Raw genomic sequence first — 22,126 nt, 5'->3', positions numbered from 1 at the left:
TATTAATGTGCCGCTAACCAATTATCTCCTTCGCCAATTTCTACAACAATCGGTACGGTGGTTTTAATCGCGTTCGGCATTCTATCCTGAATAATGGCTTTCATAATTTCTTTCTCCGTTTTTAAAACGTCGAAAACAAGCTCATCATGTACCTGCATGGTCATGGTAGATTTTAAGTTTTGAGCCTTCATGTCCTTATGGATATTAATCATTGCAATTTTAATCATATCTGCAGCAGAACCCTGAATGGGTGCGTTTATGGCATTTCGCTCGGCAAATCCTCTTACCGTTTGGTTTGCTGAATTAATATCCCTTAAATAACGCCTACGGCCCATTATCGTTTCCACAAAACCATTCTCGCGGGCAAAGTTCATGGTGTCGCTCATATAACGTTTAATCCCCGGATATTGAGTAAAATACTGCTCGATTATTTCTGCGGCTTCTTTACGCGGAATACCTAAATTCTGTGATAAACCAAAAGCAGACTGTCCGTAAATAATACCGAAGTTAACCGCCTTGGCATTTCTACGTTGTGTTCCATCAACTTCCTCAATGCTTATTCCATATACCTTTGCTGCGGTTGCCGTGTGGATATCGATACCTTTACTAAAAGCATCCAGCATGTTTTCTTCTTTGCTGATATCAGCAATAATTCGAAGTTCTATTTGAGAATAATCGGCAGATAACAAGATGTGATCTTCATCTCTAGCGATAAAAGCTTTTCTAACTTCTCTTCCTCTCTCCGAACGGATTGGAATGTTCTGCAAATTTGGATTATTTGAACTTAATCTGCCCGTTGCAGCAACGGCCTGATTATATGACGTATGCACCCTACCCGTTTTCGAATTAACCATTAAAGGCAAGGCATCAACGTACGTAGATTTTAATTTTTGCAATTGGCGGAAATCCAAAATATCCTGAACAATATCGCTTTTATGGGCAAGTGCAGTTAAAACATCTTCGCCAGTTTGGTATTGACCAGTTTTTGTCTTTTTGGCTTTTGGATCGAGCTGAAGCTTATCGAATAAAACTTCGCCCAATTGTTTCGGCGACGCCAGATTAAATTTAATTCCAGCCTTATCGTAAACGTTTTGTTCAAATTTGATAATCTCGGTTTCCAGTTCTTTTGAATAGGCCTGTAAAGTTTCAATATCAATACGAACACCTTCTTTTTCAATATCTGCCAAAACATAAACCAAAGGATTTTCAATTTCCTCTGCAAGTTTTGCCGCATTAAGTTCTTTTAATTTTGGCTCGAATATATTTGCAAGCTGTAAAGTAACATCAGCATCTTCAGCAGCGTAATCCACAACATCAGTTACGGGAACATCACGCATGGTGCCTTGATTTTTTCCCTTCGGGCCAATTAATTTTGTAATCGAAATTGGCGAATAACCAAGGTAGTTTTCTGATAAAACATCCATCCCATGTCTAGTATCCGGATCGATTAGATAATGCGCAAGCATGGTATCAAAAATTTTTCCTCGCACTTGCAAACCATACCATTTAAAAACTAAAATATCGTATTTGGTATTCTGCCCAATCTTATCAATTTTTTCATTTTCAAGTACAACTTTAAACTCATCAACAATTGCCTGTGCTTGTTCACGCTCAGCCGGAACAGGAATATAATAACCTTCACCAGGCTTAATGCAGAAAGACAAACCTACCAAGTCGGCCATGTTTGCATCCGTTCCAGTTGTTTCAGTATCAAAAGAAATCCGGTCTTGCGTTAGCAATAATTTTATTAAATCGGCACGCTGTTCAGCTGTTTCAATCAACTGATAATTATGTTCTGTATTTTCTATTGTTTTAGCTGGAAGTTTTTCTGCTGGTTCCTCGTCAGCTAATGTATCAGTATATTGAATGGCTTCGCCCGATTGATTTCCAAATAAATCGGTTTGCGTACCTTCCTGAAATCTTGCTGTGGTAACCGAAAATTCATCTCCAAAAACCCTACGGCCTAAAGTTCTAAACTCTAATTCAGTAAAAAGAGGCTCTAATAAATCTCTACTTGGATCGCAAAGCTCTAAACTCGCTTCGTCTAATTCTACAGGCACATCTAAAAGAATTGTTGCCAGTTTTTTAGAGATTAATCCTTGCTCAGCAAAATTTTCTACATTTTCGCGTTGTTTGCCTTTTAACTCGTGCGAATTGGCGATGATATTTTCCATCGAGCCATATTGCTTAATTAAAAGCTTGGCAGTTTTTTCTCCAATTCCAGGAATGCCTGGGATATTATCTACAGCATCGCCCCACAGACCCAAAATATCGATAACCTGCAAAACGTTTTCAATTTCCCACTTGGCTAAAACTTCTTTTACACCTAAAATTTCCATGTCGTTGCCCATACGAGCAGGTTTGTAAATGAAAATATTTTCAGATACCAATTGGGCAAAATCCTTATCTGGAGTCATACAATAAACCTGATAACCTTTTAACTCTGCTTTTTTAGCAAGCGTACCAATAATATCATCCGCTTCATAACCATCAGAAGTAATTACGGGAATATTAAACCCGGTAATTAATTTAATAACGTAAGGCATTGCTGCGGCTAAATCTTCGGGCATGGCTTGGCGGTGTGCCTTGTAAGCTTCGAAAGAGGTATGGCGTTCTGTTGGTGCTTCGGTATCAAAAACCACGGCAATGTGGGTTGGTTTTTCTTTCTTCAAAACATCAAGCAAAGTATTGGTAAAGCCCATTACAGCTGATGTATTTATACCCGTAGAAGTAAAACGTGGGTTTTTGCTTAATGCAAAGTGCGCTCTGTACATTAACGCCATTCCATCCAAAAGAAAGAGTTTTTTATTATTCATGTGATTACACAGATTTAATGTTTACGCTGATGAGCCGAATTCATCAGATGATAAAAGTAACCAAAGTTAATCATATCGGTAAATTGCTTTTCAAGAAAAAAAATTAAATTTATTTATTGAAATCATCTACTTTAAACATCATAAATTAAAACGCCCTATGAAAACAATCTGTACATTTCTTTTTTGCCTTGTTGCATTTTATTGCAAAGCCCAACTTCCTGCTCAAGAATTGGTAAACTACATTACATTCGAAAATTTAAAAGGTCCGTTAGATGATTATGGTTCTTCAATAGATAAGCCAATTGGAACAGGTGCATTTAAAAATATTTCGGACAGAAATGCCATGCAAAACAGAATGGCTAAACTTAGAAACACTTATCGCTGGCCTGATGGATCAATTATAGATTTTTCAAAAAGAGGAAGTACTTCTGGTAAAACAGGTATAGTTGATGTTTATACATTGACCAATCCGACTACAAAAAACGTTATAAGCCTCTATGTTGATCCTTATAAAACGGATTCGGCATATTTCGTTCCAAAAGGACTAATTGCTGTTAATCCCAATATTTTAGAAAAAGAAATCGCACCTATTTTAAAATTGGTTGAAGAATTAGATGCATCGAAAGATTCTTATACCGATCAGAAAGAGAACCTATCGAAACTGATTACTTATTTACTTACCAATGTGGGTTTGGCAAACTTTATCGATAGAGAAAATCTAACAAAAGTAATGACGGATACCCAGGCGAAAGATGAGATTAAAAATTATCTTTTTAGCATATATACAATTCATAAGTTTTATGCCTTAGGCAAAAATCTTCCAACACCAAAAGCTTATGCATTAAATAAAATGAGAGTCGCCTTTACTGATTTTCAAAAGTTACACCCGGATATTGAAACAGGAAATATTAAAATTAATCTCAATTGATAAGATAGCCGAATAAGTTGCGTTATTTGTAAAATATTTTAAACGTTTATGAAATTTTTCAGTTCATTTATACTGTTTCTATTATTGGGTGGTAAACTCATTGCGCAAGATTTTATCGTAAAAAATAACGATGAAGTTATTAGAGGAACAATAAAGGGAACCGATTACTTTTCTGTTTTTATTAGTGCCAACGATGAAGCTGATGTTATTTTACCTGCAAAAGATGTAAAGAATTTCTTTTGGAATGGCAATAGTTATGTAAGTAAGGGTTTTGCGAATAAGAAGGATTTCGAATATCGATTCGTAAAGGTAATCGAAATGGGAGCGGTTAATTTATATTCCTTTGGTGGAGAAACACTGGTTCCTATTCAAAAGGAAAAAAAGGTAAAATTTAGACCGTCAATTGGAATAGGAACCGGAACTGGCGGTTTTGGTGGCATGGGAATGGGAGGTGGAATTAGCATAGGAGGTGGCAGAAATTCTGCTCCTGAAAGACCAGCAGGCGCTCCCGTTATTCGGTATTTTATCGAAAAACCTGGGACTGGACCATTGCAGGAAATCCCAATAAAAGGCATAACCGAAGATTCCCGCAAACCCGAAGTGAAAACAATTTTGCTTCAAAAACTCGGCGATAAACCTGAATTAAAAGCTAAGGTAGAAGCCAATGCCGATTTAAATAGTCGCGATGTTATTGAGTTGGTTAAAGCATACAACGAAACTAAAAAATAAGCTTTGGCCTTTAAGGTTTTGAGCTAATAGATCAAACAGTTTAGTTGGCTGAATTTAATTCGTCCCAATACTCAACAGCCCTTCTGTAATGTGGAATGACTATGCTTCCGCCTATCAAATTGGCAATCATAAAAATTTCGTTCATTTCATCGCTGTTCACACCAGCATCAAAACATTTGCCTAAATGATATTTAATACAATCGTCGCAACGCAAAACCATTGAGGCTACTAAACCCAACATCTCTTTGGTTTTAACATTTAAAGCGCCATCAGCATAAGAAGTTGTATCTAATGCAAAAAAGCGTTTAATGTTTGTATTGGCCGTTTCCATTATTCTATCGTTCATTTTTTCGCGATAGCCATTAAACTCTTCTACTAACTTGCCCATTTTATTAATTGTATGAATGATATTTTCAATGAGAGAATTACATTAATCCAGATCTTATGATCAATCATCAAGATTTATTTCTTCCATTGGATTCCAGAACACATTTTTAAAGTTTACAACCTTGTCGTTTTTAACCTGTACACCTTCAGCGGCCAAAAGCTCTTCCATTAGTTCGGGTGGGTTAAAATGAAATTTCCCTGTAAGTAAACCACTGCTATTTACAACTCGGTGAGCCGGAACCTTTGGATGTGCCAATCCCGCATAAAGCATAGCATGCCCAACCATTCTCGATGATTTGGCAGCGCCTAGACTTTTTGCAATTGCACCATACGATGTAACTCTTCCTTTCGGAATTAGTCGGGCAATTTCATAAACCTGTTCATAAAAGTTGGTGTCCATTTATTCAAAAGAAAACTGAATGTAGTTGATATTCTTATCGTGTTGTAAATATTTTTTCTCGTAATATGTTTTTATTGATAAAACCTCATCAACTAATTCAGAGGTGTATAAATGATCAGTATTTTTATGCTCTATTAAACCAAGTTCTTTAACTTTTTCGCATGTGTAAGCATAAAGCTGGTCGTTATCTGTTTTCAGATTTACTTTGCCACCACGTTTTAAAACCTCTTTATAGCGGTTTAAAAATGCTGGAAAAGTTAGTCTTTTCTTTTCTCTGCTGTCTTGAGGCTGTGGATCTGGAAAGGTTATCCAGATTTCATCAATCTCTCCTGCCTCAAAATAATCCAGTAAATTTTCAATTTGAATTCTTAAAAACGCAACATTATCAATTCCGTCTTCGATAGCCGTTTTAGCACCCCTCCAAATTCGGTTCCCCTTATAATCTATTCCTATAAAATTTTTGTCAGGAAACAGTCTAGCTAAATTTACAGAATATTCTCCTTTGCCACATGCCAATTCCAGCACAATTGGATTTTCGTTTTTAAAGTGACCACTTGCCCACTTGCCCTTTAATGGCTTGCCTTCTTCTAATTGATGCACGTTTGCAAAAGTTTCTATCTCTGCAAATCGTCTAAGTTTATCTTTACCCAAAAGTTTTTTTCGACAAATTTACAATTTAATCGTTTATTGATTGTTTTTTTAACTCAATTACTAGAGACTTTTTATAAAATCAATCGTACTTTTGCATTCGTTAAAATAAATACTTTGGAAAAAAGCGCAAAAATATACATTGCCGGTCATCGTGGCATGGTTGGTTCAGCTATTTATCGTAAACTTCAAAAAGAAGGTTACGAAAATTTATTGGTTAAAACCTCAGCAGAATTAGATCTTCGCAATCAACAGGCTGTAGCCGATTTTTTTGAGCAGGAAAAACCTGACTATGTATTTTTAGCAGCGGCTAAAGTAGGTGGCATTATCGCAAATAATACTTATAGAGCAGATTTTCTTTACGAAAATTTGGCTATCCAAAACAACGTAATTCACAGTGCCTATGTTAATGAGGTTAAGAAATTAATGTTTTTGGGCTCTAGCTGTATTTATCCAAAAATGGCTCCCCAGCCTTTAAGAGAAGATTATCTTTTAACCGGTACATTGGAGCACACCAATGAACCTTATGCCATTGCTAAAATAGCAGGAATAAAAATGTGCGACGCCTATCGCGATCAATATGGCTGTAATTTCATTTCGGTTATGCCGACCAATCTGTATGGATATAACGATAATTATCATCCTCAAAACTCGCATGTCCTGCCAGCATTGATCCGCAAGTTCCACGAAGCGAAAATTAATAACGATAAACAGGTTGTAATTTGGGGCTCAGGCTCGCCAATGCGTGAATTTTTATTTGCTGATGACTTGGCAGATGCTTGTTATTTCCTAATGCAAAATTACAATGAGCCTAACCTGATTAATATTGGTACCGGTCACGATTTAACAATTAAAGACCTTGCGTTATTAATTGCAGATGTTTTGGGTTATGATGGTGAACTTGTTTTTGATGCAAGTAAACCTGATGGTACTCCGCGTAAATTAATGGATGTAACCAAACTCCATAATCTGGGCTGGAAACATAAAATCGAATTGCCAGAAGGAATCGCTTTAGCCTATCAGGATTTCGAAAGCAAATATTAAGAGACTAATTTATCGACGCTATAGCTAAAATTGATATATTTGAAAATATAAATCAATTTTGCTTATATGACTTTAGTTCAGCTCGAATATATTGTTGCGGTAGATACTTATAGAAGTTTTGTAACTGCTGCCGATAAATGCTTTGTAACCCAGCCTACCTTGAGTATGCAGGTTCAAAAATTGGAAGAACTGTTAAGCGTTAAAATTTTCGATCGCAGCAAACAGCCTGTAACACCAACCGAGATCGGCGCTCAGGTAATCGCCCAGGCAAGGATCATTCTTCAGGAAAGTGGTAAGGTTAAAGAATTGATTAACAGTCAACAACAAGATGTTCTGGGCGAGTTAAGAATTGGTGTTATTCCAACTGTTGCACCCTATTTATTGCCCGAAGTGATTTCTGCAATGTTGGAGAAATATCCAGAGTTAAAGCTTTTAATTTGGGAATATACAACAGAAGATATTATTCATAATTTAAAAACAGGAGTTCTAGATTGTGGTATTCTAGCTACTCCATTAACTGATGCAAATATCACTGAACTTCCTCTTTATTATGAAAATTTTGTAAGCTACATTAGTAAGAACAGCAAGCTTTATAAAAAGAAATCGATAGATGCAGAAGACTTAAACGATGAAAATATCTGGCTTTTAAACGAAGGCCATTGTATGCGCAATCAGGTTTTGAACATTTGCCGATCAACTAAAAATAATCGTTTACAGGGTTTGGAATATAATACTGGCAGTGTAGAAACACTGGTTAGAATGGTCGATTTAAATGGTGGTGCTACACTCCTGCCAGAACTTGCAATTGCTGAACTTAACGCCAAACAAACTAATAAAATTAGGTATTTCAAGTCGCCAGAACCTGTTAGGGAAATCAGTTTGGTTACCCATAAAAACTTCATTAAAAAGAGAATGCTTAATGCTTTAAAAGAGGAGATTTTGTTGATTATCCCAAAAGCAATGAAACAAAAAAAGAAAAAGGATATTGTTGGGATCTAAATTTCGGGCGTTTTGTTTTTATCTAAATGATCTGCCAGTTTGTAGCCTTGAACGGTAGGATTCTTGTCCTCAAGAAAAATCAGAATTATTAATGAAATAATCGGAATCAAAAAGGAAATAAAAAACCAGAACCAAAAATTCCGGCCTGTTCTTTTTGCCAAAAATCCAGCTAAAAGCTGTGGAGATAGCAATAGGCAAATAACTAAAGAACCTAAAATTATCTCTGGCATTTGCTACTCCATTAAATATTAAGATATACTATTGGTTTTGCTTTTCTGGCTTTGGACCAGAAAGTAATCCTTTTATATCGCTTTCTACTTCTTCTTCCTCGCCTTTTTTCTTTTTCTTGCCCGTTTTGGCGGTTTTGCCACTTAAACGTTCTTCAATTATTTTATCATACTCAGTTTGTTGTTCGCCCTTTAATACGTTACGGATGTTTTTAGAAGTCTCGTTTTGAAGTTTGTAGAATTTATCTACATCTTCTTCGCGAGAAGTGCCGGCTTGTTGTCTTTTAATTAAATCTGCCTGTTCCTTAGCCTGGTTATAGGTAAACCGGTAAACAACACTTTTTTGGGTATCATTTAATTTTAATCTTTTATCCAAATCCTCTACATTCTTTTTTGCAATTTCATCTGGTGTAGGCATTTTGTTTTGCTGTGCTTTTGCCAGTCCGTTAATTCCAATTACAATTAAGAATAAAAATACAATCCTCTTCATTTTGAACATTTTAATACTACGCAAAGTTATTAATTAATCTTAAAAACAAGAAAGCCCACAAAACTGAATTTGTGGGCTTTGAAAGTATTAAATATCGAGCTTATAAAGCTTTTTTATAAAGTTCTGCAACAGCATCCCAGTTAACAGCATTCCAAATTGCAGCTAGATAATCAGGGCGTTTGTTTTGATATTTTAGGTAGTAAGCATGTTCCCAAACATCTATACCGAAAATTGGAGTACCTTTTACTTCAGCAATGTCCATTAAAGGATTATCCTGGTTTGGGGTAGAAGAAACTTGAAGTTTTTTATCAGCACCAACTGATAACCAAGCCCAGCCAGAACCGAAACGCGTTGCGCCAGCTTCCTGTAGTTTAGTTTTTAAATCAGCAAAAGAACCAAAAGTTTCTTTTATTGCCTTAGCTAAGTCGCCAGTTGGCTCGCCTCCTTTATTTGGACCTAAAACGTTCCAGAATAAAGAGTGGTTATAGTGGCCACCACCATTGTTTCTAACGGCGGCAGGGTATTTAGAAATGTTTTTTACAATTTCCTCGATGCTAGAATTTGCTTCAGGTTTACCTTCTAATGCTTTATTTAAGTTGGTAACGTAAGCTTGATGATGTTTATCATGGTGGATTTCCATGGTTGTTTTATCAATATGCGGTTCTAATGCATCGGTTGCGTAGTGTAACGCAGGTAATTCAAAAGCCATAATATATTATGTTTAAAGATTTAAAAATGTTTCTTGAAGCAAATATAACATTCAAAGGTTAAGTTTTGTTTAAGCGCCGTGTTAAAATGTTGTAAAGTTAACGCTAGTCAAAATACAGCCTTTTGCACTATCTCTTTTTTGCAAAAAAGTTCTTCATCAGCAAAGCACATTCATCAGCAAGTACACCACCTTTTAAATCTGTCTTTGGATGTAAAAGATTTGCATTTTTTGAGATAAACCCACGTTTCTCTTCTCTTGCACCGTAAACAATCCGACTAACTTGAGTCCAATAACTTGCGCCAGCGCACATTACGCAAGGTTCGATAGTTACATATAAGGTACAGCCTGTTAAATATTTGCCACCAATGGTTTGCGCAGCCGAAGTAAATGCCTGCATTTCTGCATGTGCTGTCACATCATTAAAACGCTCGGTTAAATTATATCCTCGACCAACAATTCTATTCTTACAAACCACAATTGCACCAATCGGAATCTCATCCTCAGCCAACGCCTTTTGTGCCTCAGCCAACGCCAGTTTCATGTAATGGATATCTTCTTCATCAGGATTTGTATTTTCGAAATTGTAAAAACTCATGGCGTAAAGGTAGCTTATATTAGGGTTTCATTATTCATTAATCAGCTGAAATTAAGTATTAGAAAAGCAGGTTTCTGTACTTATCGGTTACAGCAGTCCTGCTTTATGTTCCAACAAAAGCAGAAAAAGCTTTTGGTTTCCAGGGCAATCAGGTTTATTTAACTTAGGGCTGTGCATTAAACTTAAAAAACCACCCCCCAAACTCCTTCTTGAAGATAAGGAGGGGAGTTTCCCCTCTCACAGTTTATAGATCTGTCGTCATTGCGAGGAGGAACCACGAAGCAATCTTTCGCGCTAACACCAAAAAAAACATTTTCATTTTCAGAATACAAGTTTATCCTTTAAAACTTAAGCCTAAATTAAAAACGGGAATAAGAGATTAAATCATTTTGCTTCCATTAGGCACATTACTTTGAACGGTTGTTAAAACAATATCTCCATTTTCATCAGCAAATCCGGTCATCAAAAATTCCGACATAAATTTCCCGATCTGTTTTTTGGGAAAATTAATCACACCAACAATCTGTTTTCCGGGTAACTCATCTAGGCTGTAATGTTTTGTAATCTGCGCACTGCTCGTCTTAATTCCAAATGCTCCAAAATCTACCTTCAGCTTATATGCGGGTCTTCTCGCTTCAGGAAATTCGAGAGCTTCTATAATGGTTCCCACTCTTAATTCAACCTTTTCAAAATCATCCCAAGTAATTTGTTGCATAAAATTTATATTATTTGATACCATTAAACAAAAATATAAATTATTGCTTAATGCAGTTTTTGTTGCTCTTTCATTAAAATTCAAACGATTGCATAAGTGTTTATTAGCAGGTTAAACGATTTAATCAGTTATCGCGAAAATATTTTTTGCATAGAATTTTATAAAAAATTTGCGATTTATAAATTTACAACTATCTTTATGCAACCGTTTGCATAACCAAATATTAAAATTAATCTAACACCATGTATTTATTAGGTATTGATATAGGCACATCGTCTATAAAAGTTGCAGTTGTTGATGTTAATACACAGAAAAGTGTAGCAACTGCTCAATATCCTGATGAGGAAACAGAAATCAAATCTGTTAAACCTGGTTGGGCCGAACAATCGCCCACAGATTGGTGGCAACATACACAACAGGCAATTTTTAAATTAAACGCTTTGGGCTTATTTAACCCAAAAGAAATAAAGGCTATTGGTATTGCCTATCAAATGCATGGACTAGTTGTAGTTGATAAAGAACAGAATGTTTTACGCGGCAGTATCATTTGGTGCGATAGTCGTGCGGTAGAGCTTGGCGAAAAAGCATTTGATGCAATAGGTCACGAAAAATCTTTGCAGCATTTATTAAATTCTCCCGGTAATTTTACCGCTTCAAAACTGGCCTGGGTGAAAAACAATGAACCTGATGTTTACAGTAAAATAGATAAAATTATGTTGCCTGGAGATTTCATCGCGATGAAATTAACAGGCGTTATAACTACGAGTATTCCAGCTCTATCTGAAGGTATTTTTTGGGATTTCAAAAATGATGAAATCTCCTCTGATGTTATGGATCATTATGGGTTGGATGGAAATTTAATTCCTGATATAAAACCTTTATTCTCAGTTCATGGATCTGTTAATGCTGAAATGGCGGAATTGCTTGGGCTAACAGGAGGCATTCCGGTAGCTTATAAATCTGGCGATCAGCCAAATAATGCTCTTTCCTTAAATGTACTAAAACCGGGCGAAGTTGCTGCAACGGCCGGAACTTCAGGGGTTATATATGGCGTAAGCGAAGAATTAACATACGATCAACAATCGCGGGTAAATACTTTTGCCCATGTAACCTACTCAAAAGAAAAGAAACATACCGGCGTACTGCTTTGCATAAATGGAACAGGAAGCATGTACAGGTGGGCCAAGCATAATTTTGCTCCAAATTCGTCTTATGCTGAGCTTAATATTTTAGCTGCTCAGGCATCAATAGGGAGTAAAGGCTTAAAAGTTCTTCCTTTTGGAAACGGTGCAGAACGGATGCTGAACAATAAATATACCGGCGCACAATTATTGGGCATCGATTTAAATACCCACACCCAAGCAGATATTTTTAGAGCAGTACAAGAGAGCATAGCATTTTCATTTAGATATGGACTGGATATTATGCGAGAAAATGGAATGAAGCCACAGGTAATACGAGCGGGGAAAGCAAATTTATTTTTGAGCGAAGTGTTTGCACAGACTTTTGTTGATGTAACTGGAATTCCAGTAGAACTTTATGAAAACGATGGCAGTGTAGGTGCAGCAATTGGGGCTGGTATTGGTTCTGGAATTTTCAAAAATGCTGAGGAAGCTTTTACCCAACATGAAATCATCAAAATATACCAGCCTAAAAATTCAGAGGCTTATGAACATTTCTACCAAGAATGGAAAAACATTTTAAATAAATCAATCTAAAATAGAACCACAAAATATAGCACAATGACAAAAGTAGTAACAGGAGCAAAAGAATTTTTTAAAGGTATAGATCAAATCAAATTTGAAGGTTTAGAAAGCGATAACCCTTTAGCCTTTAGATGGTATGATGCCAATAAAATAGTTGCAGGTAAAACCATGAACGAGCATTTTAAATTTGCTTGTGCCTATTGGCATTCGTTTAATGGCAATGGCGCCGACCCATTTGGTGGCGCAACACATATTTTTCCATGGGATGAGAAAAAGGATGCCGTTGAACGTGCTAAGGATAAAATGGATGCCGCATTCGAATTCATTACCAAAATGCAACTCCCATATTATTGTTTTCACGATGTAGATGTTGTTGATTATGGTGATGATGTTGCCGAAAACGAACGCAGATTGCAGGCTTTGGTAGAATACGCAAAACAAAAGCAGGCAGATAGCGGTGTTAAATTACTCTGGGGAACCGCTAATTTATTTAGCCACAAACGTTACATGAATGGTGCTTCAACCAATCCAGATTTCCACGTATTGGCTCATGGAGCAGCTCAGGTTAAAGCAGCATTAGATGCAACAATTGCATTGGGTGGAGAAAACTATGTTTTTTGGGGAGGAAGAGAAGGCTACATGAGCTTGCTTAATACCAATATGAAACGTGAGCACGAACATTTGGCTAAATTCTTACATACGGCAAAAGATTATGCCCGCAAACAAGGTTTCAAAGGCACATTCTTTATAGAACCTAAACCTTGCGAACCTTCTAAACATCAATATGATTATGATGCAGCAACCGTAAAGGGCTTTTTGCAAGAATATGATTTATTGGCTGATTTTAAATTAAACCTAGAAGTAAACCATGCAACTTTAGCAGGGCACACTTTTCAGCATGAGTTACAAGTAGCAGTTGATAATGGTTTGCTGGGTTCTATTGATGCCAATCGTGGCGATTATCAAAATGGATGGGATACCGATCAGTTTCCAAATGATATTAATGAATTAACCGAAGCCATGATGATCATTTTGGAAGGCGGGGGCTTACAGGGTGGTGGTGTAAATTTCGATGCAAAAATCCGTCGTAATTCTACTGATCCACAGGATTTATTTTATGCCCATGTTGGTGGGATGGATATTTTTGCCCGTGCCTTGGTTACTGCTGATGCCATACTTCAAAAATCTGATTATAAAAAAGTAAGAACAGACCGTTATGCTTCTTTTGATAGTGGAAAAGGCGCCGAATTTGAGCAAGGTAAATTAAGTTTGGAAGACTTGAGAAATTACGCTGCAGAAAACGGAGAGCCCGAAGTGCGCAGTGGAAAACAGGAATATTTGGAAAACATTATTAACAGATACATTTAGATTATTTGTTGCATAATTAAAGCCTTAAAATATTAATTGTCATTTTAACATTTTTTAATTTAAAAAAATGATAATAATAATTTTTGATTTTACTACATTTAGCCTTCTAAACCAAATAAACACATTGTAAATGAAAGTTACAGATTACATTATCTTTCTGGCCTATTTTGCTATTGTAGCAATTTATGGCTTCTGGATCTATCACCGTAAAAAGCAGGCTCAAATGAGCAGCAAGGATTATTTTCTTGCTGAAGGATCGCTTACTTGGTGGGCTATTGGTACATCGTTAATTGCTTCGAACATTAGTGCCGAACAATTTGTGGCCATGAGTGGCGATGGATTTAAAATGGGCTTGGCCATTTCAACTTACGAGTGGATGGCAGCTGCAACGCTGGTTATTGTTGCAACGTTTTTTATTCCAGTATATCTAAAAAACAAGATATACACCATGCCACAGTTTTTAAGTCAACGTTACAATGGTACTGTAGCAATGATTATGGCAGTGTTCTGGTTATTATTATACGTTATTGTAAACTTAACTTCAATACTTTATTTAGGTGCATTAGCGGTAAGTAGTATTTCTGGCATAGGCTTTTGGTATTGTATGATCGGCTTAGCTATTTTCGCGGTAATTATTGCATTGGGCGGAATGAAGGTAATTGGTTATACAGATGTTATCCAAGTTGCGTTTTTAATATTTGGCGGTTTAGCTACAACGTATCTGGCGTTAAATCTAGTTAGCGATCACTTTGGTGGACATGGTGTTTTGGATGGTCTTGCTTTCTTGCGGGAAAAGGCCCCAGATCACTTTCATATGATTTTCAAAAAAGATAGTGCAAACTACGCTTCTTTACCTGGAATGACTGTGCTATTAGGTGGTATGTGGATCGTAAACTTAAATTATTGGGGTTGTAATCAATACATCACTCAACGTGCGTTAGGTGCAGATTTAAAGACTGCTAGAGCGGGTATCTTATTTGCTGCTTTCTTAAAACTCTTAATGCCATTAATCGTTGTATTGCCTGGTATTGCCGTTTATATGTTATATCAGGAAAAAACGGGTATTGACGTAAATTCAATGATGCCTGGTGGAGAATTGCGTCCGGATAGAGCTTATCCAACCTTGTTGAGCATTTTGCCGACAGGATTAAAAGGTTTATCATTTGCAGCCTTAACTGCGGCAATTGTAGCTTCATTAGCTGGTAAAATCAATAGTATCTCTACCATTTTTACTTTGGATATTTTCAAAAAACACATCAAAACAGATGCGACAGAAAAAGGCTTAGTAAGAACAGGACGTGTTGTGGTAATAATCGCCATGTTGGCAGCTATCGTTATTTCTCCATTCTTAGGAATTGATAAAAAAGGAGGTTTCGAGTTTATCCAGGAATACACCGGTTTTGTAAGTCCGGGTATTTTTGCAATGTTTATTCTTGGTTTTTTCTGGAAAAAGACAACTTCAAACGCAGCTTTGTTTGCTACAATTGGTGGTTTTGGACTTTCCGTTTTACTAAAATTCTTGCCGGGAATGATGGACTTATCGTTCTTGCATGATTTTGGTTTTGCTGTTGCCAATGCAGATGGTATTTATGAAATTCCTTTCTTGGATAGAATGGGATTCGTATTTGTAATTTGTATGGTTGTGATGTTCGCGATCAGTATGATTGAAAACAGTAAAGGCGATAAATCTAACGGACTGGAAGTAGACAGCAGCATGTTTAAGGTACACCCTGCATTTGCTGTTGGTTCTTTACTTGTAGTTGGTATTTTGGTTGCACTTTACTCTATTTTCTGGTAGAAAAAATAACTTTTAAATGAAAAGCTTTTCGGTCTTCCGAAAAGCTTTTTTGTTTCTATACTATTTGATCTGCGAAGTTTTGATTTGCTTAAAAGATGCTGAAATAAATTCAGTTCTAAAGGAAACTCCTTTGGAACATGACGAAAGACCTAGTTTTTGGGTTAACGATTAAAGTGTGATCTTCCGATTTTTCATCGGGAATACAGCGGAAAGCGTGTTAAAACGCCCTTATTAAATAAAATATTTTCTAGTAAGCCTGAGGTATTAATAGACTTGGAAAGTTATCCGATAATAAACCTTACAAACTTAGTAAGTCAGGATAGCTTAAATAATTTATTGCGCACATGGTCCATCGGGAATTTCTTTACTAATCTTTATCACTTTGGTTACTACAAGTGTAGAATCGAAATCATCGGAAACCGTTGCGGTATCAGATTTTGCGAAGTAACCCTCCAGCTCTACATAAACGGGTTCGTAAGGCTTTTCGAAATTTAAATTGCTATAAGAAAGCTCCAGATTTTTAACGCTGTCAGCAACCCAATACTCGCGACCGTCCTCGCAAAGGGTAAAGGATTTCATTTCGGGTCCAAAACTATATAATCCTTTTACAACTTTTGTGTTGCTCTTTTCGCCTTCTGCCTTATTGTCGCGGTTACAGGCAGTTAAGACTACGCCAAAGAGCATAGCAAAAGCAATTGCCTGTTTAAATAACTTTCTCATTTATATAGTTTGATTAATCTGGTCTATCTTTTTTACGCTCAAATTAGATGACAAACCAGATGCCAAAAACGAAAAAATACCTACTGTAAAGAACACTAAAATAAAATCTTTCCATTTTAGCCCTATCGGATAAGCACTTATCAATGTAGTATTTTCTTCGCCCATTTTTATTAGGTTGAAGTGTTGCTGGAATAGACAAAAAATCAAGCCAATTACCAAGCCCAACAAACAACCAGACATGGTAATCATCATACCTTCGAATAAAAAGATCTGTTTTATTAGGCGTTTTCCTGCTCCTAAACTACTCAAAATAGCAATATCTTTTACCTTATCGATCACCAGCATGGTTAATGAACCAATAATATTAAATATAGCAATAATTAATATAAAAGTTAATATGATGTAAACAGCCCATTTTTCTGTATTTAAAATGTGGTAAAGCGAACGATTTTGTTCTGCCCGATTTCTAACTTCGAAGCCGTTTCCGGTTTTATCGATTACTTCTTTCTGAAAATCATCAACATTAACGCCAGGCTGAAGATTGATTTCTATTGCCGAAACATTTTTATCTTCACCCAAAAGTCCACGGGCAAAATCTAATGGCACAATTATTCCATTATCAAACTCTTGTTGCACTTCGAACACACCGCTTACCCTAATGCTTTTTATAACAAAATCATCAGCAGGGTTTATAGAATTTACCGACATGGTTTTCTTTGGAGAAAAAATTTCAAGTTCGGTAAAGGGATCTACCGTGTTTACAGCAAGGTAGCTTTGCAAAGCTGAGCCGATAACGGCACTGTTTCCACTTTTGTTGCGCAGTACGAAATGGCCTTCTTTAATGGTGCTATCTAATTTATCATTCTTTAGATAATCCAAACTAACGCCCTTCACCATTCCAACAGCCTGTTTATTGTTGTATTTTAATAAGGCGTTTTCTTGCAAAACCTCTGTAAAAGAGTATACATCCTTATCTTTTTTAAGTTGATTAAAATAAGTTGTATTTGGATCGAAGGTTTTGCCCTGTGCCGGAATGATTGAAATTTGTGGTGTTATTGTATTAAACATATTTAACACCACGGTTTCAAAGCCATTAAATACCGATAAAATGATAATTAATGCGGCACTCCCAACCATAACGCCAACCATTGAAATTCCCGAGATCAGGTTAATGGCATTTGTTGATTTCTTTGCAAAAAGATAACGTTTGGCTATGTAAAATGGCGTATTCACGTGGGTAAATATAGGTAAAATGAAAAAGAGAAATTGGAATAATATTAGAACTTAGCAATGTAAAATCGCTCTCCATATATTATTACATAACCTTTAACACTAAAAGAAGGGATTATGTTCTTTTTCAAAACCGATTGTTGTAGACGGGCCATGACCAGGATAAACCTCTGTTTCATCTGGAAGTACAAAAAGTTTATCGCTTATGTTCTGAATTAATTGCTGATGATTTCCGCCTGGAAGATCTGTACGGCCAATACTTCCATAAAATAGCACATCGCCGCCGATTAAAAAATGATCTGCTTTGCTGTAAAAGCACAAATGTGCTGGCGAATGTCCAGGGGCAAAAATTAAATCCAATGTACTATTCCCGAAACTGATTGTTCCTGTTTCTGGCAAAAAGGTATCGGGCTCGGGAGAAAGTTCGTAACGGGTAAAGCCCATTTGTGGCGCATAACTAGGTACAGCCTGAAGAATTGGTAATTCACCGATATTAAATTGAGGTTTCAATCCGTAGGTGTCAAAAACGAATTTATTTCCGAAAACGTGATCAATGTGGCAATGGGTATTCAAAAGTAAAACAGGTGTTAAGCCATTTTCTTTAATATAGGTAGTGAGTTGATTTTGTTCTGCACCTTCATACATGCCCGGATCGATAATTACACAATCTTTTGTTTCATCAAAAAGGATGTATGTGTTTTCGCTATAGGCGTTAAACGTGAAAATTTTTATTGAGATCATAATTAATAGATTTTAGTTCTTCCACTTAAATGTAGAAATCATTTTGTCTATATCTTTTTTTATAAATTTAACCACTGGCTCGATAGAGTCGTATTGTGGCCTTTCGTTAAAATAGAGTGCCCCTCTAAAATAGTGTTTTGCACTATCCGTTAAAAAAAACTGAACGGAAGATGCTGTATTGCCCTCTATAGCGTAATAAATGCCGTAAACTCTTCTATCTGGATAATTAATTACCTTTTGATCAATCGCTGTGGCTTTAATGGTGTGCTTAAAAGCTAGTTTTCTTGCGTCTTCAACCATTTCATCGTACTCGCCCTTGCCAGATACATCATAGTATGTTAAATGTAAAAAGCCGTTAAACTGCTTAAAATGCAAGTTGTACCAATCTTTATGCGCATCTCTACTTTTATCTTGCTCTATAGATGCATAAGTAGGATATTCAAAGTTGAACGGTACAGGCTGATTAAATTCAGCGTATTGTTTTTTCGGAAATTCTATTCTGAAATAGGCTTTTGGTTTTGGGCTGTAATCATTGTTCTGACAGGCAGAAATGATCAGGAGCAGAATAAAGGGCGCAAGAAAAAGGTTTTTTAATTTCATCGTTTATTCAACTATATCGCATTAACGGTAAAATATGCTAATTATTCCATATTGCCCAAGCTTTTTCGGCTTGCTTATATAACATTTCCAAACCATTTTTAATTTGGGCGCCTTGTTGGGCGGCCTTGGCTAAAAAGGTTGTTTCTAAAGGGTTATAAACCAAATCGTAAGCTAAATGATCTTTGCCAATTAAACTGTAATCAATCTCTGGAAAAGTATCTACATTGGGCGACATGCCCAGCGGTGTGGTATTGATTAATAATTTATGCGTAGCTAAAATTTCTGGAGTAACATCCGCATATAAAATCGCATTTTGAACGGTTTTTCTAACCACAACCTGACATTGGATATTCAACTTTTCAAGCACATATTTAACAGCTTTTGCTGCGCCACCATCTCCAAATACCAGTGCCTTTTTATGATGATTGGAGAGCAAGGGCTTTAAAGATTCCTCAAAACCATAAGCATCGGTGTTGTACCCCTTTAGATAGTTTTCTCCTTCGAAATCTTTGATTGCAATGCAATTTACGGCACCAATTTTTTCTGCTGCTTCATCTAGTTCATTTAAATAGCAAAGTACATTTACCTTATGGGGAATGGTAACATTTAATCCTTTTAAGGTTGGGTTCTCTGATAATAAATTAGGCAAAGCCTTAATATCTTCAATGGGAAAAAGCTCATATTGATGATCGGCTATGCCCTCATTCAAGAACTTTTCTGTAAAATATTTTTTTGAGAAAGAGTGGGAAAGCGGATATCCGATTAGGCCGTAGGTTTTCATTAATCGATATTTACGTCAATGCGATGCACAAAACCTTTTTTTATCGTTAGGCTTAATGCATCGTAAGACAGTACACTATTATTTTCCTTGATTTAAGAAATAATCAAAAGTATCTCCGCGTAAACCCAAACGAATGGTTTCTAAAGGAATCACTTCCGCAGGAGCAATGTTACCTAAGTTTACGTTTGTGCCAATTAATTTGATAAACCAAACTTGTTGTTCTTTTTGTGGCGCTTCCCAAATAATGGTTTCCTCTGGAATCTGAGTTAAAATCTCATCAACCAAACCCTCACGTACTTCGCCGCTTCCACGGTAAATACCAACGTTACCCCCTTCGCGAGCTTCGGCAATAACTTTCCACGAACCGGCATCGAGTTCTGCCTGCATTAATTTGATCCATTTGTAAGGCGCAAATATTTTAGCGGCATCTTTACTGCCAACTTCAGATATAACGGTTACTTGTTTGGAAAGTTCGCGTATAAACTCACACTTTTTATCGTGTTCAATTTCAATAGATCCATCAGATACCTCTGCGTATTCCATTCCATATTGATCTAAAACACGTTGGTAATCTGAAAACTGATTGCGAATTATAAACGCTTCGAAAAGTGTTCCTCCAAAATAAGTTGGAATACCGGCACTTTTATATAAAGCTAATTTTTCTTTAAGATTTGGGGTAACATGAGATGTTGCCCAACCTAATTTTACAATATCTGTATGTACACCGGCAACTTCAATAAAATCTTCTACCTGGCGCAGGCTTAATCCCTTATCCATAACCATTGTTAAGCCTTTTTGGCGTGGTTTGGTTGGACGTTCGGGAACGTTTGTTAATGGGTAATTCATATGTGTACAAAAGTGAAAAAAATTTTGAGATTTATGTGTTAAAATTTTCTCACAAGTTTTTTACCTGATGTATCGATTTATAACGTTAATAATTGCACTGTTATCCTGCAATTGAGGCAAATATTCAAATAAGATGTAATGTTTATCTGGGTCAGTAGTTAAAGCTGTTTCCAGATATCCCAAAGCATCGTTGTAATTCCCCATTGCAAATAAATAGGCTACCATTCGGTAATACAATTCTGCAGCTTCAGGGTTATTTTTAATCGCCTCGGCCATTGTTTCCGAAGCTTCTAAAATCTTGCCCTGCTCGTAGAGAACCGTGCTAAAATCTAACCAGGCTTCAACATCAACAGGATTAAATTCCAACACTTTTTCGTAAGCAACGATAGATTCTTCAATTTGACCTAATTTATAATAAGCATCAGCCATTGCGAACCAGAAATCCGGATTTTCATCCTCAAGATCTATGGCTTTTTTATAAAAATGTAACGATTCAAAGTAACGTTCTTCATGATTTAATGTTACTCCAATCCCAAACCAGGCATCAGCCATTTTTGGGTCCATTTTTACCGATTTTTTATAATACGAACGGGCTTCGTCCATTTTTTCTAATTTTTCGTAGCATTCGCCAATTGCACAATAGGTATCTGCATTTGGCTGTTCATATTCGAAAGTATGCTTGTAAACTTCTATAGCTTCATCATATTTGTCCAATTGCACCAGTGCATTTCCTTTATTAAAGTATGCCGAGCTAAAATCTTCTTTAATTAAGATGGCATAATCGTAAGCATCAATCGCTTTTTCAAATAAATTAAGTTTATGAAAACTATTGCCCAAATTGTACCATGCAGCATACGAGTAAGGATCTGTATCAATATATTGCTGATAAAACTTAATGCTTTCTTCCTGTTTATCTAAAACATCATAACAAAAAGCCAGTTCGTACAAACCGTCCTGGTTTTCCATATTCTGTTCTAAACTTAACTTAATGTAGGTAATTGCACTTTCATAGTCAGACATGCTTTGATAAACATAAGCCATCTGTAATAAAATTTCATCAGTACTTTCTGCCAAACCCAAAGCTTTTTCATAGTTCTCAAGTGCCTCGTCAAAACGTTCCGTATTTTGAAAAATATTACCTCGCAACAAATAGATATCAGGTTCTGAGGGCTCTAAAAGCTCGGCTTTTTGCAAAGCAATAAAAGCTTTTTCATTGTTGTTGGTGAGAATGTAAAGATGAGCTTGTTTAATTAAAAAAACCGTGGCGTAAGGATGCTGACTAATTGCAAAATCTACTACCTGTAAAGCTTTGACCGGATCATTTTTCTCAATGTAAAAATCTACGATATACTCGAATGCGCCTGCATCGAAAAAATACTGATCCTGATTACGGAGCATTTCTTCGTAACGTTCTACTGAGCGTTGTGCGTCTTCGTTGGATTCAAAAAAGAATTCTTCTTCCATATTTAATAAAATTAAAAGAACCGTGCCAATAAGCAGAAAAACACATTATAAGTTTACAAGTTTTAATTATTCGTTTTAGAAATAATTATTAACATCAGCATGTTGATTTGCTGTAAATAGCTGAATATAAACGCTATTGTATGTGATTAAGATGTGTGGATAATCATTAGATTTTTACAACATCA

The 22,126-nt window shown here is 36.2% G+C and carries 23 protein-coding genes; 7 read left to right on the top strand and 16 right to left on the bottom strand.

The window, feature by feature from the left end; genetic code table 11:
- Positions 1 to 2 precede the first annotated feature (2 nt).
- Complete coding sequence (gene polA, locus DF947_RS04865; protein WP_109928595.1) at positions 3 to 2,816, bottom strand: DNA polymerase I; 2,814 nt, start codon at positions 2,814 to 2,816, stop codon at positions 3 to 5.
- 157 nt (positions 2,817 to 2,973) lie between these two features.
- On the opposite strand from polA, the gene DF947_RS04860 reads away from it, so the two are divergent.
- Entirely contained in the window at positions 2,974 to 3,744 is a 771-nt protein-coding gene (locus tag DF947_RS04860; protein ID WP_109928594.1) for a hypothetical protein, read from the top strand.
- A gap of 48 nt (positions 3,745 to 3,792) precedes the next feature.
- The gene (locus DF947_RS04855) at positions 3,793 to 4,473 is read left to right on the top strand and encodes a hypothetical protein (RefSeq protein ID WP_109928593.1); all 681 of its coding nucleotides are present in this window, start codon (positions 3,793 to 3,795) and stop codon (positions 4,471 to 4,473) included.
- Between the two features lie 40 nt (positions 4,474 to 4,513).
- Here the strand turns inward: DF947_RS04855 and DF947_RS04850 are convergent, their stop codons facing one another.
- The 3 genes from DF947_RS04850 to trmB are packed head-to-tail and all read right to left on the bottom strand — an operon-like array spanning position 4,514 to position 5,911.
- Positions 4,514 to 4,861 carry a carboxymuconolactone decarboxylase family protein gene (locus DF947_RS04850; protein ID WP_109928592.1) on the bottom strand — a complete coding sequence of 116 codons (348 nt, stop codon included), beginning with the start codon at positions 4,859 to 4,861 and terminating at the stop codon, positions 4,514 to 4,516.
- A 60-nt stretch (positions 4,862 to 4,921) separates the two neighbouring features.
- Complete coding sequence (locus DF947_RS04845) at positions 4,922 to 5,260, bottom strand: MGMT family protein (protein ID WP_109928591.1); 339 nt, start codon at positions 5,258 to 5,260, stop codon at positions 4,922 to 4,924.
- Positions 5,261 to 5,911 (bottom strand): tRNA (guanosine(46)-N7)-methyltransferase TrmB, encoded by a 651-nt coding sequence (trmB, locus tag DF947_RS04840; protein WP_109928590.1) that lies wholly within the window; start codon positions 5,909 to 5,911, stop codon positions 5,261 to 5,263.
- 114 nt (positions 5,912 to 6,025) lie between these two features.
- Here trmB and fcl point away from each other — a divergent pair, with 114 nt between their 5' ends.
- Positions 6,026 to 6,952, top strand: a complete 927-nt coding sequence (fcl, locus tag DF947_RS04835) for a GDP-L-fucose synthase (RefSeq protein ID WP_109929181.1) — start codon at positions 6,026 to 6,028, stop codon at positions 6,950 to 6,952.
- A 66-nt stretch (positions 6,953 to 7,018) separates the two neighbouring features.
- Positions 7,019 to 7,951 (top strand): hydrogen peroxide-inducible genes activator, encoded by a 933-nt coding sequence (locus DF947_RS04830; RefSeq protein WP_109928589.1) that lies wholly within the window; start codon positions 7,019 to 7,021, stop codon positions 7,949 to 7,951.
- Here the strand turns inward: DF947_RS04830 and DF947_RS04825 are convergent.
- From DF947_RS04825 to DF947_RS04805, 5 genes are all read right to left on the bottom strand, one after another.
- On the bottom strand, positions 7,948 to 8,181 hold the full coding sequence (locus tag DF947_RS04825; protein ID WP_109928588.1) for a hypothetical protein: 234 nt from the start codon (positions 8,179 to 8,181) through the stop codon (positions 7,948 to 7,950). The genes DF947_RS04830 and DF947_RS04825 overlap by 4 nt on opposite strands.
- 28 nt (positions 8,182 to 8,209) lie before the next feature.
- The gene (locus tag DF947_RS04820) at positions 8,210 to 8,668 is read right to left on the bottom strand and encodes a hypothetical protein (protein WP_109928587.1); all 459 of its coding nucleotides are present in this window, start codon (positions 8,666 to 8,668) and stop codon (positions 8,210 to 8,212) included.
- Between the two features lie 100 nt (positions 8,669 to 8,768).
- Entirely contained in the window at positions 8,769 to 9,377 is a 609-nt protein-coding gene (locus tag DF947_RS04815; protein ID WP_109928586.1) for a superoxide dismutase, read from the bottom strand.
- A 127-nt stretch (positions 9,378 to 9,504) separates the two neighbouring features.
- A complete protein-coding gene (locus tag DF947_RS04810) occupies positions 9,505 to 9,972 on the bottom strand; it encodes a nucleoside deaminase (protein ID WP_109928585.1) in 468 nt (155 codons plus the stop codon).
- 379 nt (positions 9,973 to 10,351) lie between these two features.
- On the bottom strand, positions 10,352 to 10,687 hold the full coding sequence (locus DF947_RS04805; RefSeq protein WP_109929180.1) for a tRNA-binding protein: 336 nt from the start codon (positions 10,685 to 10,687) through the stop codon (positions 10,352 to 10,354).
- 242 nt (positions 10,688 to 10,929) lie between these two features.
- Between DF947_RS04805 and DF947_RS04800 the strand changes: the two genes are divergently transcribed.
- From DF947_RS04800 to DF947_RS04790, 3 genes are all read left to right on the top strand, one after another.
- Complete coding sequence (locus DF947_RS04800) at positions 10,930 to 12,405, top strand: xylulokinase (protein ID WP_109928584.1); 1,476 nt, start codon at positions 10,930 to 10,932, stop codon at positions 12,403 to 12,405.
- A gap of 24 nt (positions 12,406 to 12,429) precedes the next feature.
- The gene (xylA, locus tag DF947_RS04795; RefSeq protein WP_109928583.1) at positions 12,430 to 13,761 is read left to right on the top strand and encodes a xylose isomerase; all 1,332 of its coding nucleotides are present in this window, start codon (positions 12,430 to 12,432) and stop codon (positions 13,759 to 13,761) included.
- Between the two features lie 130 nt (positions 13,762 to 13,891).
- A complete protein-coding gene (locus DF947_RS04790; RefSeq protein WP_109928582.1) occupies positions 13,892 to 15,559 on the top strand; it encodes a sodium/sugar symporter in 1,668 nt (555 codons plus the stop codon).
- A gap of 333 nt (positions 15,560 to 15,892) precedes the next feature.
- Here the strand turns inward: DF947_RS04790 and DF947_RS04785 are convergent, their stop codons facing one another.
- From DF947_RS04785 to DF947_RS04755, 7 genes are all read right to left on the bottom strand, one after another.
- Positions 15,893 to 16,279, bottom strand: a complete 387-nt coding sequence (locus DF947_RS04785; protein WP_109928581.1) for a hypothetical protein — start codon at positions 16,277 to 16,279, stop codon at positions 15,893 to 15,895.
- Positions 16,280 to 17,512: an ABC transporter permease gene (locus DF947_RS04780; protein WP_167397997.1), complete on the bottom strand. Its 1,233-nt coding sequence runs from the start codon at positions 17,510 to 17,512 to the stop codon at positions 16,280 to 16,282. It lies immediately after the preceding gene.
- 99 nt (positions 17,513 to 17,611) lie between these two features.
- On the bottom strand, positions 17,612 to 18,250 hold the full coding sequence (locus DF947_RS04775; protein WP_109928580.1) for an MBL fold metallo-hydrolase: 639 nt from the start codon (positions 18,248 to 18,250) through the stop codon (positions 17,612 to 17,614).
- 12 nt (positions 18,251 to 18,262) lie between these two features.
- Positions 18,263 to 18,850 (bottom strand): gliding motility lipoprotein GldD, encoded by a 588-nt coding sequence (gldD, locus tag DF947_RS04770; RefSeq protein WP_109928579.1) that lies wholly within the window; start codon positions 18,848 to 18,850, stop codon positions 18,263 to 18,265.
- Positions 18,851 to 18,887: 37 nt separating this feature from the next.
- Positions 18,888 to 19,631 carry a shikimate dehydrogenase family protein gene (locus DF947_RS04765; protein ID WP_109928578.1) on the bottom strand — a complete coding sequence of 248 codons (744 nt, stop codon included), beginning with the start codon at positions 19,629 to 19,631 and terminating at the stop codon, positions 18,888 to 18,890.
- Positions 19,632 to 19,709: 78 nt separating this feature from the next.
- Complete coding sequence (locus DF947_RS04760; RefSeq protein WP_109928577.1) at positions 19,710 to 20,477, bottom strand: phosphosulfolactate synthase; 768 nt, start codon at positions 20,475 to 20,477, stop codon at positions 19,710 to 19,712.
- A gap of 60 nt (positions 20,478 to 20,537) precedes the next feature.
- A complete protein-coding gene (locus tag DF947_RS04755; RefSeq protein ID WP_109928576.1) occupies positions 20,538 to 21,941 on the bottom strand; it encodes a tetratricopeptide repeat protein in 1,404 nt (467 codons plus the stop codon).
- Positions 21,942 to 22,126: the final 185 nt, after the last annotated feature.

It is taken from the genome of Pedobacter paludis (genome assembly GCF_003173575.1).
Taxonomy (GTDB): Bacteria; Bacteroidota; Bacteroidia; order Sphingobacteriales; family Sphingobacteriaceae; genus Pedobacter; species Pedobacter paludis.
This window is presented reverse-complemented; position numbering and strand designations above follow the sequence as displayed.